Here is an 11,802-nt window from a genome sequence, read left to right on the forward strand (position 1 = left end):
TAGAGTCATGAAAATCTCCAAGAAGGAATATCGGGATAAGCAAAATCAGGCAACAGGTGCGTTGTTTATGTCCATCCTGGCACTATTCATGATCCTGTTTCATACGTATCAAGTGTTAGTTAATGGTGAGCCTTTTGAATGGGCACGTTGGATAGGCTGGGTCATTATGTTTCCTGGTATGTTCCTTGTGTGGAAGTTAAAGGAAAAAGAGTTGAAAGCAGTAACTATTGAGGACCGTGTCAATAAGTGATAAGAAACGCCGGAGGCTTCAACTAGCTGGAGCTATCCTAATGGTTTTAGGAATACTATTTAATTTATATTGATACTTATTCACTCCAGATTCAAGTTGGATACAAATCATGCTGGTGATATGTTGGCTTCCTCTTGCGATCATTTTCTACCTCCAATCCAGGGATATTATTAAATCTGCATGAAGTTTGATAATTTTATTATCGCCACAAAACTTACTCTATCATGCACACCACCACAAAATCACAAAAAATCAGGCTAATAATAGCCTTTGCAATTGCACTTATTGGTATTGTAAACGTTTATCAGGTTTTTGAAATCAGAGAAGACGTGATAAAGTTTATGTTAGGGATCACCTTTATTGTTAGTGCCGGCATATTTATTTGGGTCGGAATTGATATGATGAAATCTAAAACTTAGTAATTCTCGTTACATTTGTCAGACTGTCTGCTGAAGCTTTGAAATACAAACCACCCACTAAAATTCAAAGCAGATGAAGAACATATTGAATCGAGTACCTCCATTTTTCAGGAATTTCTATTTTTTGTCCACGCTCTTCTTTGTTGTGTGGCTGGCTTTTGTAGACAGTAATGATCTTTTTCTTCAGGCACAGCTATCCACTAAGAAGGCCGAGCTGGAAGAGGCCAGACAGTTTTATCAGGACAAAATATTGCAGGTAAAGAACGATCAGGCAGCATTGAACAACAACCCTGATTTATTGGAAAAGATGGCCAGAGAAAAATACCTAATGAAAAAGCCGAACGAAGACTTATTTATTGTCGTAAGAGAAGAATAATGAAATCACTCTTTACCATACTATTTATTGGGTTGGCTTTGGGACTTGCTGGTCAAAATAAGCTATCCGATAAAATTTATTTTGGAGGTGGTGGAGGCTTCAGCGCAAGTTCTAACCAGACCAATATCAGTGTTTTTCCCCAGGTCGGATATAAGATCACCGATCGATACTCAGCCGGTATTGGGATTACTTATCAATACGTAAAAATCAAGCAGCCAATTAATACTTCGCTTTCCAACTTCGGTTGGAGTGTGTTTAACCGATTTAATTTTACTCGCCAGTTTTTTGCTTATGCAGAATATGAGCGTCTTCGGTTTGAATACTTTACTTCCTTTTCACCTGAAAGAACGGAAAAATCATCATTCAATAGTCTGCTGGTAGGAGCTGGTTATGCTGAGCAACTGGGTGGTAGAGCTTCTTTCAATATTATGGCACTCTACAATGTGCTCTATGACGAAAGCGAAATCCCAAGACCATACAACAGTCCCTGGGTCATTCGAGCCGGTGTTGGGATAGGAGTCTTCTAATTGTCTGATATTTCAAACTCCATTTCCAGCAGTTCACTGTAATCATTTGCCATTTCCTGCATTTCTCGATCCTTTTTATCAAAGTACCAATGTATGGAAGGAGCCTTTCGATTGAATTTGAAATACTTCAATAGGTCAATTAATGACTTTGCAGCCATGGTGTTAAACACATCAAGTTTGATATTGAGGTCTTTATAGTCAAATCGCTCAAACTGCTCGATCATGTCATTGATCACAGAGGCGTAGATCGTAACATCACGGCACAGCGAAGAGCCTGAAATTAGAACTGATTTTGTTTTAGAATCCATCATCACCGCAGGTGAGGTGTTGGTGGCTTTGCGGAAATAATCCATGTGATTAAGTATTAGGGTGTAGTGTATTATACTAGTCCCGCGATTCAAGAGTTCATATCATTAGCTGAGAGCAATGGAACTATCGTTGAACACGAGTCTTATTCCGATCAGTGGAGAATTGGCTATTGGTCAATTCTGAGAGACTTGATCATCCGCTTGAATAGCTTATGAAGCTTTGGAGCTTTGGGTTCTGGAGCAAAGGTTGTGATCTCCCATGATTGCCCAAGATGATCGAACTGATATTTTTGTTGAATGAAGCTTGTTTCCTCCGATATTGCTTCCCTGCTCTCCATTCTTAACTGATACTGCCCAATGTTCACAATCCTTTGAGGAGCAGCTTCTTCCAGGGGTTTATCTGGCAATGGTGTTTCAATTATCTCGCTGAATGATCCAATTGGGGTAGGTGACTCAAAATAAGTGATGGTAAAATAAATATCAGTAGTGTCTACCGCGGAGGGACTTGCTTTTACAACATATCCATTGTCGAAAACCTCCCAGCCTTTTGGCTTTTTGAAACTAAATGTGAGATCAGGATCCTCAAAAGAGACACGTTGAGAAAGGGCAATTGAAATTGAGAAGCTGAAAACGAGAAGACTAATTGTACTCCGCATATCTCTTTTTAATGATTTCAACAGACTTTCGAATCATCTCCTCTAGTATCTCAATATCAATATCTGAAAGTCGCTTAATGTAAAGGCAGCTCACACTGCTTTTGTATTTCCCCAACTTTTGCATCAGGTAATCCATTTTGTCATAACCCGACATAAGATAAAGTGTCATGGCTTGCTTTCTGGGAGAAAATCCGGTTAACATCCACTCACCTTCTCTTCCAGACTCATACACATATTTGTATTTTCCAAAACCAACTATCGAATCACCCCACATTACTGGTTTTTCTCCGGTGACTTTTTTCATGAGCTTAAGCACTTCCCAGGCATCAGCTCGTTTCGATTCAGGCTCGATTATATTTATAAATGCTTCTACATCGAGATCGTTGGGTTGTGTTTTGAGCTCTGCCATGAAGGTTCTATTTCTTTAATGGAACGCCAAACTTCTCTCCAAGTTCCTGCAAATCTTCAACAACAGGGTCGAGCAGGTCAATTCCATTCTTCAGTCTTTCTTCTGTCATTTCACGTTCTGGATCTCCGGGAATCAATACATTCTCGTTTGGATTCACTGTTTCTGAAGCCCTGAATCGTTCGATCCAGTTGTCCATGTGAGATTTAAATTCGTCTCCATCACGAAATGCATCTATTCTCATTGCACCAAAGAAATGACCAAGTCCTTCCCCAACAGGATTGGGTGCCGGATCGATGAATGCAACAAACGGAGGTACCCATGGTCCATAGTTGGCACCTGAGAGTACAGCTGACAAAATATCTACCACAGCACCCAATGCATAACCTTTGTGTGAGCCATGCTCACGATCTCCACCCAATGGGCGCATAGATCCACCCTTCATCAGTCCTTTTGCATCTGATGTGATATGGCCTTCTTTATCCTGCAACCATCCTTCCGGTGCATCCTGACCTTTTCGTTGAAGAACTTCCAATTTGCCGTTTGCAGCAGTAGTTGTGGCCATGTCCAGCACAAACGGAGGTTGGTTTTTGGTTGGAATAGCAATGGAAATTGGATTGGTGCCTAACAATCGTTCCTTAGAGAAAGTAGGGGATACTAGCGGACTGGCATTCGTTAATGAGATGCCTATACAGTCTTCTTCGAGTGCCATCATAGCATGGTACCCGGCAATACCGTAGTGGTTAGAGTTTTTTACTGATACCCACCCGGAACCGACCTCTTTGGCTTTGTTGATTGCCAGTTTCATGGCATGTGGCCCCACTACCAATCCCAAACCAAGATCTCCATCTACCACTGCAGTGGAAGGTGTTTCATGAACCGTCTTAATGTTTGGCGTGGCATTGAGTCTATTCTTGTCGTGAAGGCGTATATAGCCCGAAAGACGTGCTACTCCATGCGAATCTACCCCTCTTAGGTCGGCACTAACTAAAACATCGGCTGCCTGCTGAGCTTCTGCTTCAGGGCAACCGATGCTGATAAATATCTCTTTAGAAAATCGCTTAAGTTCTTCCGCTGAAAAAATCATGCGGCGAAATTACTCATTTAGCTCCGCTATGATCTGATTGAAAACCAAAATTACGTTTCGGGCTTTCTCGATATCGGCCAGACTAAGCTCAAAACCGTCCTGGTAGTTTTCAATTTCACCGTCTTTATAGTACTTAATGATATCTTCTTTGAACTTCGTTTCAAACGATACTGCTAAGGTCTTACTCCCAATATCATACTGAATACTTTTTGGATTTAGGTCTGTAAAGTTGAATTCGAAAATTTCTTCCTGACCTCCTTTAGCATCAACTTCTAGTTTGGTAAGCTTGATCTTATCTGGGTCTGAATCATCGATTCGCTCGAAGGTTTGTGTGATGGTTTCATCACCATTTCTAACCTCTTCCATGTTTTCGGTCAACCAGCCGATCTTTTGCTCCAGGTTCATGTCAGAAAAAGGATCAATGTAGTCGCGTTCGCAGATTTTTATTAAATCTTCAAGAACTGCCTTAATTCTTCGGGCTACTTCAACGTTTTCTGTGTAGATCTTTAGTTCATCATCATACCCATCAAACTCGTCATTCTCGTAAGTTTTGATCAGGTCCAGTGACTCTTTGGTTGTGAATTCCACATACATTTTACCAGAGGAAACGTCATAATCAATGAGATTTCCGTTGACGTCAATCAGGTTAAATTCGGCAGTGAGTTTTTCTGTCGATTTTTCGTCTGATTCTATTCTGGCAAACTTCATCAGACAATCGCCCTCTGCAGATTGTTCGAAGGACTCATTGCCGTAATCAATGTTCTGAACAAACTTTCCGAGGTAATCCAGGGCTGGCTGCAGAGCATCAAACTTTTGAATGGATGCCTCAACCTTATCCTCTGCCAGTGGTACGGCTAAAGTGAGAATGTTTTTTAAATCCCTTGCTTCCTCCACATTATTCGTAAATATTTCAATTTCATCATCGAATCCGTCTGGCACTCCATTCTCAAGCACTTTGATAACTTTTTGCTTTCGGTTGGTTTCAAAGTCAAGAGAGAAGCTTGAACCCGAAATATTGAATTTCAAACTATTGATATTAATGTCTGAAAGATTGAAGATGTATTGCTTTTCTTCTGATGATTTAGCTGTTATTTCTGTTTGAATTAGTCTGAAGTTACCTGGGAAATCATCAAGTGCCACCAATTGCTGGTTATAGCTTTTACCACTACTTTCGGCATTTACTACATGTTCTTCCAGCCAACTTTCCATCTCAGGATAGGTCTCAACTTTTAGCTTATTGGTCATGATCTCCTCAGCCATAGGGATGGCTTTTTTGATGAGGTCTTTCATGATTCTGGCATTATCGATGTTTTTAGTCACCATCAGCATGTTTTCATCATACCCTTTCACCTCACCATTTTCATATACTTTGATGAACTTTTGGCCATTGTCTACCGTCAGGCTTAGATAGATAATGTCTTTTTTGGTTTCTTCTCTTACTACGTAAGGATCCAGGTCAGCCACATTAAACTCATATACAATCTCTTCCCTGTTGCCTTTTTCGTCTACTTCAACCAGGCTGTATTTGAGAACCGAATAGCCAAGGTGCTCTATTTCATGGGTGTACGTTTCGTCACCCGTCTGCACCTCCAAAAGATTCGATTGCAGTTCAGAAATTACACTTTTGAACTCATCGTTTTGGCTAAAGCCAATAAATGACACAAAAAGGAAGAATGATCCAATTAGGTACCTCATGATATTTTTGTTGGTTGTTAAAGTGTAAAAGTTAAAAAGAAGTGGGTTTTAACCAATACCTAATTAGAGGTATTTATTTCTTTTTGGAGACTATCAAGTACATCATAGAGAATCCCTTCCTTCAGAGCATACGCTGATATGCGGATATTCTCAAGGTGCAGTTTTTCAATAATAAAGTCAACCAGTATGCATGCAACCACGATCATATCCACACGCATTTCAATCATTCCAGGTATTGCCAGGCGCTCTTCACGGGTTTTCTCGATTAATTCATTGAAAATATCCTTAAAAGCCTCTATACCAAATGGATACTCAGTGTCATCAGGATTTCGCTTGGTTTGCGTTTGTTCACAGTAGATATCACTCAAGGTATCGAAGGTTCCTGAGCATCCCACCAAAGTGGTTGGCTTGTGCTCAGCACAAGCTTCTACTAGTGGCTGCAGTTCAGTCTCAAAAAATGTCTTTAATTCGTCTGTTTCTGGAGTAGTAATAGGATCTGACTTGTGGAATTTTTCTACCAATCGTTGACCACCGACCTCAAAGCTTCTAAGCCAGTATACCCGGCTGGAATCTGCTATGATAAATTCGATGCTACCACCACCGATATCCATGATGAGGTTTTTTTTAGAGCCTAAATCCAGGGCCTTACTCGCTCCGTGATGGATAAGTTCAGCTTCCCTCATGCCAGAAATCACCTCTATCTCTATTCCTGTTTGCCGATGGATTTCACTTACCAGTAACTTTCCATTGCCAGCATTGCGTATAGCACTTGTTGCTGTAGCAAACACCTTGTCAATCTGGTGTTCGTCTATGGTTGCTTTAAATTCATTTAATGCAATGAGTGCTCTTTCCCAGGCGGCCTGGGTAATTTCTCCTTTGTTGATTCCCTTTTCACCTATTTTCACTGCTTTTCGCTCTCGAAGTAAAATTTCATGAGAATGCCTGTCCACACTGGCAATAAGCAGGTGAAAAGTGTTTGTGCCTAAATCGATGACTGCAACCTTCATAAACAGGCCGCAATATAGCAAAATGGGCGAGAGTGATTTTAGATTTCCCCGATAGATAAATGCATATTCCTCATTCTCCACTGCTCGTCTTATCTTTGGCGTTTTGCAATCAGATTATGAGTACAGAAAAACCAAAAACCGCGACCAATATACAATCCACAGCCGAGAAGATCGAGCGATTGGAGGCAATGAACGAAGAAGCTCTTAAAGGAGGAGGCGAAGACCGAATTGCGAAGCAGCATGAGAAAGGAAAACTCACTGCTCGTGAACGGATTGATCTTCTTCTTGATGAAGGATCATTCGAAGAGATCGGCAAGTTTGTCACCCACCGTGCGACCGATTTTGGTATGGATAAGCAAAAAATTCTTGGGGATGGTGTGGTAACCGGATATGGAACCATTGATGGAAGGCTGGTATACGTATTCAGTCAGGACTTCACCGTTTTTGGCGGATCTCTTTCAGAGACATTTGCAGAGAAGATTGTGAAGATCATGGACATGGCCATGAAAAATGGTGCCCCTGTAATTGGACTAAATGATTCCGGAGGAGCCCGTATTCAGGAAGGAGTGGTTTCTCTGGGTGGTTATGCTGATATTTTCTACCGGAATACACTCGCATCTGGTGTGGTACCTCAGATCTCTGCTATTCTGGGGCCATGTGCAGGTGGTGCGGTTTATTCTCCTGCCATCACCGATTTCATCTTTATGGTGGAGCAGAGCAGCTACATGTTTGTGACCGGACCTAACGTAGTAAAAACGGTAACTCAGGAAGATGTGACTAGCGAAGAGTTGGGAGGTGCACAGGCACATGCATCAAAAAGTGGGGTGACTCACTTTGCCTGTGCAAACGAAGCTGAGTGCATTCGACAGATTAAGCAATTGATGAGTTACATTCCTTCAAATTGCGAGGAAGAGCCACCAATGCTGGATTATGAAATTGGCGATGAGACCAGGAATGAGCTGGATGATATTCTTCCAGACAATCCGAATCAGCCGTATGATATGCACGATGTGATCAATGGTATCATTGATAAAGACTCGTTTTTAGAAGTGCATAAAGACTTTGCAGAGAATATCATTTGCGGGTTTGGAAGGCTTGCCGGAAGAAGTATTGGTATTGTCGCTAATCAGCCGATGAGTATGGCGGGCGTGCTTGACATTCATTCAAGTACTAAGGGTGGTCGTTTTGTTCGATTCTGCGATAGCTTCAATGTGCCATTATTAGTGTTGGTAGATGTGCCCGGATTTTTACCAGGCACTGACCAAGAGTGGAATGGAATTATCACCAATGGTGCGAAACTACTATATGCCTTCAGCGAGGCAACTGTCCCAAGGATTTCAGTTATAACCAGAAAAGCATATGGTGGAGCCTATGATGTGATGAACTCTAAGCACATCGGGGCAGATATGAACTATGCATGGCCTACAGCTGAGATTGCAGTGATGGGAGCTCAAGGTGCTTCTGAGATTATTTTCAGAAAAGAAATCAAGAAAGCAGACGATCCAAATGCGAAGCTTCAGGAAAAAATCAACGAGTACACCGAGAAGTTTGCCAATCCATACATTGCAGCAGCACGTGGCTTTGTGGACGAGGTGATCATGCCTCATAATACACGGACGAAATTGATCCATGCATTTAGAATGCTGGAAAATAAAGTGGATAAGCTTCCTCGTAAGAAGCATGGGAATATTCCTTTATAAGTTTTCAGCGGCAAGCTATTAGCCACAAGTCATGAGGAATTTTAAAGAATTATTAATCTGGCAGAAAGGGATGGATATTTGGGAAGAGTGCTATAAGCTTTCTCAATTATTACCCAGTGATGAAAGGTTTGGTTTAGTAAGCCAGATAAATAGAGCATCGTCATCCATTCCTGCAAATATTGCTGAAGGCTGCAGCAGAAATAGTGAAAAAGATCAATCACGTTTTATTAAGATCGCTCTTGGTTCTGCTTTTGAACTAGAGACCTTTTTCATCGGGTTAGGCAGACTTAAATTACTCGAAAGAATTCAGGTTGATTCGATTTTGGAATTAATCATAGAAGAACAAAAAATGCTATCAGGCTATTTGCGAAAGCTTGGAGCTTAATACTTGTAACATGGAGCTTAATAAAGTCGCAATCATAACAGCAGCATCGAAAGGAATGGGGTTAGCCTGTGCTGAGAAATTGGCAAAAGAAGGCTATCAACTGGCTATCCTTTCTCGTTCATCGGAGATTCATGATCTTGCAGATAAGTTTGGTGGCATTGCGGTGCAGGGATCGACAGACAATGAAGAGGATTTAAGACGTTTGGTAGATGCTGCCATGGAAACGTACGGTCAGATTGATGTAGTGGTGAATAATACCGGTCATCCGCCGAAAGGAGAGCTGCTTGAGTTGACAGATGACCAATGGAAAGAAGGATTTGACCTTGCATTGATGAATGTCATTCGCATGTCACGATTGGTTGTTTCTTATATGAATGGAGGAGGTTCGATCGTCAATATTTCAACATTTGGAGCGAAAGAACCTTCGTTGAGTTTCCCGATTTCATCGGTGGCACGAACCGCTTTGAGTAGCTTTGCCAAGCTCTTCGCAACAAAATACGGTGCTTCAAATATTCGTATGAATAATGTGCTGCCAGGGTTCATAGATAGCTATAAAGCAGATCAGGAAACAATCAATCAAATTCCAATGTTGCGACAGGGTACGCCCGAAGAGGTTGCTAACTTAGTGGCCTATTTAGCGAGCGATAAATCAGAATATATTACAGGACAAGACTTCCTCATAGATGGAGGATTAGTAAAATCAATATAATATGGACAAGAAGAGCAAAGATTTTCTTTACAAATACCTTAATAATGCTGCACCGACAGGTTTTGAGCAGGAAGGCCAAAAAATATGGTTGGATTACATCAAGCCTTATGTGGATGAATATGAAGTTGACACCTACGGAAGTGTTTATGGAGTAGTAAACCCTGAGGCTAAGTATAAAGTGGTGATTGAAGCACATGCGGATGAGATTAGCTGGTTTGTAAACTACATCACCGACAAAGGCTATATCTATGTTGTGAGAAATGGAGGTTCAGACCACCAGATTGCTCCTTCCATGCGGGTGAACCTACACACGAAAGATGGAGTAGTTAAAGGGGTTTTTGGATGGCCGGCGATTCATGTAAGAAAGGATAAGGAGGATAATCCAACTCTAAAGAATATTTGCATTGATGTCGGGGCAGAAAGTAAAGAAGAGGTTGAGAAGATGGGCATCCATGTTGGTACTGTTGCAACATTTCAGGATGAGCTTTTCGAGATGAATAAGAAATACTTGGTGGGGCGTGCGCTTGATAACCGAATGGGTGGATTCATGATCGCTGAAGTGGTAAGAAGGCTATCAGAAAATGGAGTGAAGCTACCATTTGGCCTGTATGTGGTGAACTCTGTACAGGAAGAAATTGGGTTGCGTGGAGCTGAAATGATGTCCAGAAGGATTAAGCCGAATGTCGCGATCGTCACCGATGTGACCCACGATACTCAGTCACCGATGTATGACAAGATCACAAGTGGAGACATGACGGCAGGAAAAGGCCCTGCGGTGACCTACGGCCCGGCAGTACAGAATAACTTAAGAGATTTGATTCTTGAAGTAGCTGAAAAGAAGGAAATTCCTTTCCAAAGGATGGCGGCATCTCGCACCACCGGAACAGATACCGATGCTTTTGCATATTCTGATATTGGAGTTGCTTCTGCTTTGATTTCATTGCCTTTGAAATATATGCACACTACAGTGGAAACAGTACATAAGGCTGACGTTGAGAATGTAATTCGACTGATTTATGAAACAGTTGCTCAAATAAAAGACGGTCAGGATTTTACCTATTTCAAATAATGAAAAAGATTTTCACAATTGCACTAATTATTACACTGTCTAGCTGTGTCACTAAAGAAACATTCAGTGTAAAAGGGAAATGGTATACCTATGCAGAAAGTGGAGACTACATGGAGCTCTGGCTTGGTGAAGATAAAGCAATGAGTTACCTGAGTGGAATTGATCAGTTCTTACTTTATGATTTAAAGCGAGATGGTAAAACGCTTGATTTCTCGTTAATTGAAAGTCGAATAATTGATGAGCATAGCTTCCAACTTGAGGTGACGAAATCAAGTGAAGAACTTTTTCAGGCAACTTTTATTGGAGACAATAAAGTAGATTCGTTGAAAACCTATTTCTTATTAAATGCTGAAGTTCCGGAGATTAAAGGAAGCCTGAACGAAAATCAGGACTTAATGAATGAAATGTTCGAGCGTCTTGAGAGTGGCTCTCACGCAGGACATGGTCATTGATCCATGAGTGCTAAAACTTATACCGATCAGATGGGGCGAGAGGTGAAAATAGCCTCTCCACCTCGTCGGATTGTGTCATTAGTGCCCTCTCAAACAGAATTTTTGATTGATATTGGTGCACCTGTTGTGGGACGGACTAAATTTTGCGTTCACCCAACTGATCAAGTCAAAGACCTTCCTGTAATTGGAGGTACGAAAAATTTTCATATCGATAAAATCAGGCAGCTTAAGCCGGAACTCATTATAGGGAATAAGGAAGAGAATTATCGTGAGGGTATCGAAGAACTTGAAAAGGAATTCCCTGTTTGGATGAGCGATATCTACACACTGGTAGATTCCTTTGAAATGATGTCTGCGCTAGGCGGTCTTTGTAATTTGAATGATCAGGCGGAAGCAATCATTCAAGCTTGTCATACAGCCACAGAAAAGGTTAAAAATTCCAAATCAGGAAAGGTAATTTATCTGATCTGGAAAGACCCCTGGATGGCAGCCGGGAAAAACACTTTCATCGATCATTTGTTGAACCATCTAGGTTATGAAAATATGATTACTGGGGATCGATACCCTGAACTAACCACCGAGCAAATTACCGATCTAAATCCTGATAAAATTCTATTCAGTTCGGAACCCTTTCCATTCAAAGAAAAGCACCTGGAAAAAGCCAGAGACCAATGGTCAAAAGCTGATTGCCAACTAGTAGACGGAGAGTTGTATAGCTGGTATGGCAGCCGGCTGAGAAAATGGAAGTCCTGATTT

General features: G+C 41.3%; 16 protein-coding genes. 10 read left to right on the forward strand and 6 right to left on the reverse strand.

Annotated features, from left to right (window positions below):
• Window positions 1–7: 7 nt before the first annotated feature.
• The 4 genes from ACXAH9_RS06215 (at window position 8) to ACXAH9_RS06230 (ending at window position 1,572) form a co-directional block, all read left to right on the forward strand.
• Window positions 8–250, forward strand: coding sequence for a hypothetical protein (locus tag ACXAH9_RS06215; RefSeq protein ID WP_474893988.1), 243 nt, complete (start codon window positions 8–10; stop codon window positions 248–250).
• Window positions 251–474: 224 nt separating this feature from the next.
• Complete coding sequence (locus tag ACXAH9_RS06220) at window positions 475–669, forward strand: hypothetical protein (RefSeq protein WP_474893989.1); 195 nt, start codon at window positions 475–477, stop codon at window positions 667–669.
• A 73-nt stretch (window positions 670–742) separates the two neighbouring features.
• On the forward strand, window positions 743–1,045 hold the full coding sequence (locus ACXAH9_RS06225; RefSeq protein WP_474893990.1) for an FtsB family cell division protein: 303 nt from the start codon (window positions 743–745) through the stop codon (window positions 1,043–1,045).
• Window positions 1,045–1,572, forward strand: coding sequence for an outer membrane protein (locus tag ACXAH9_RS06230; protein ID WP_474893991.1), 528 nt, complete (start codon window positions 1,045–1,047; stop codon window positions 1,570–1,572). Before ACXAH9_RS06225 ends, ACXAH9_RS06230 begins: the two co-directional genes overlap by 1 nt.
• Here the strand turns inward: ACXAH9_RS06230 and ACXAH9_RS06235 are convergent.
• The 6 genes from ACXAH9_RS06235 to ACXAH9_RS06260 all read right to left on the reverse strand — a co-directional run bounded on the left by ACXAH9_RS06235 (window position 1,569) and on the right by ACXAH9_RS06260 (window position 6,731).
• Window positions 1,569–1,925 carry a SiaC family regulatory phosphoprotein gene (locus ACXAH9_RS06235; protein ID WP_474893992.1) on the reverse strand — a complete coding sequence of 119 codons (357 nt, stop codon included), beginning with the start codon at window positions 1,923–1,925 and terminating at the stop codon, window positions 1,569–1,571. The genes ACXAH9_RS06230 and ACXAH9_RS06235 overlap by 4 nt on opposite strands.
• A gap of 122 nt (window positions 1,926–2,047) precedes the next feature.
• On the reverse strand, window positions 2,048–2,536 hold the full coding sequence (locus ACXAH9_RS06240; protein ID WP_474893993.1) for a hypothetical protein: 489 nt from the start codon (window positions 2,534–2,536) through the stop codon (window positions 2,048–2,050).
• Entirely contained in the window at window positions 2,520–2,945 is a 426-nt protein-coding gene (locus ACXAH9_RS06245; RefSeq protein WP_474893994.1) for a DUF1801 domain-containing protein, read from the reverse strand. Before ACXAH9_RS06245 ends, ACXAH9_RS06240 begins: the two co-directional genes overlap by 17 nt.
• 7 nt (window positions 2,946–2,952) lie before the next feature.
• Window positions 2,953–4,029 (reverse strand): Ldh family oxidoreductase, encoded by a 1,077-nt coding sequence (locus tag ACXAH9_RS06250; protein WP_474893995.1) that lies wholly within the window; start codon window positions 4,027–4,029, stop codon window positions 2,953–2,955.
• Window positions 4,030–4,038: 9 nt separating this feature from the next.
• On the reverse strand, window positions 4,039–5,724 hold the full coding sequence (locus ACXAH9_RS06255; RefSeq protein WP_474893996.1) for a hypothetical protein: 1,686 nt from the start codon (window positions 5,722–5,724) through the stop codon (window positions 4,039–4,041).
• Between the two features lie 59 nt (window positions 5,725–5,783).
• Window positions 5,784–6,731, reverse strand: coding sequence for a Ppx/GppA phosphatase family protein (locus tag ACXAH9_RS06260; RefSeq protein WP_474893997.1), 948 nt, complete (start codon window positions 6,729–6,731; stop codon window positions 5,784–5,786).
• Between the two features lie 188 nt (window positions 6,732–6,919).
• On the opposite strand from ACXAH9_RS06260, the gene ACXAH9_RS06265 reads away from it, so the two are divergent.
• The 6 genes from ACXAH9_RS06265 to ACXAH9_RS06290 are packed head-to-tail and all read left to right on the forward strand — an operon-like array spanning window position 6,920 to window position 11,799.
• A complete protein-coding gene (locus tag ACXAH9_RS06265) occupies window positions 6,920–8,431 on the forward strand; it encodes an acyl-CoA carboxylase subunit beta (protein WP_474894202.1) in 1,512 nt (503 codons plus the stop codon).
• Between the two features lie 31 nt (window positions 8,432–8,462).
• Complete coding sequence (locus ACXAH9_RS06270) at window positions 8,463–8,816, forward strand: four helix bundle protein (RefSeq protein ID WP_474893998.1); 354 nt, start codon at window positions 8,463–8,465, stop codon at window positions 8,814–8,816.
• A 10-nt stretch (window positions 8,817–8,826) separates the two neighbouring features.
• Window positions 8,827–9,525 carry an SDR family oxidoreductase gene (locus tag ACXAH9_RS06275; protein WP_474893999.1) on the forward strand — a complete coding sequence of 233 codons (699 nt, stop codon included), beginning with the start codon at window positions 8,827–8,829 and terminating at the stop codon, window positions 9,523–9,525.
• A gap of 1 nt (window position 9,526) precedes the next feature.
• A complete protein-coding gene (locus ACXAH9_RS06280) occupies window positions 9,527–10,594 on the forward strand; it encodes a M42 family metallopeptidase (protein ID WP_474894000.1) in 1,068 nt (355 codons plus the stop codon).
• Window positions 10,594–11,046, forward strand: a complete 453-nt coding sequence (locus ACXAH9_RS06285; RefSeq protein ID WP_474894001.1) for a hypothetical protein — start codon at window positions 10,594–10,596, stop codon at window positions 11,044–11,046. The genes ACXAH9_RS06280 and ACXAH9_RS06285 overlap by 1 nt, the downstream gene beginning before the upstream one ends.
• A gap of 3 nt (window positions 11,047–11,049) precedes the next feature.
• Window positions 11,050–11,799, forward strand: a complete 750-nt coding sequence (locus ACXAH9_RS06290; RefSeq protein ID WP_474894002.1) for a helical backbone metal receptor — start codon at window positions 11,050–11,052, stop codon at window positions 11,797–11,799.
• Window positions 11,800–11,802: the final 3 nt, after the last annotated feature.

It is taken from the genome of Ekhidna sp. ABH4_415, from assembly GCF_056161305.1.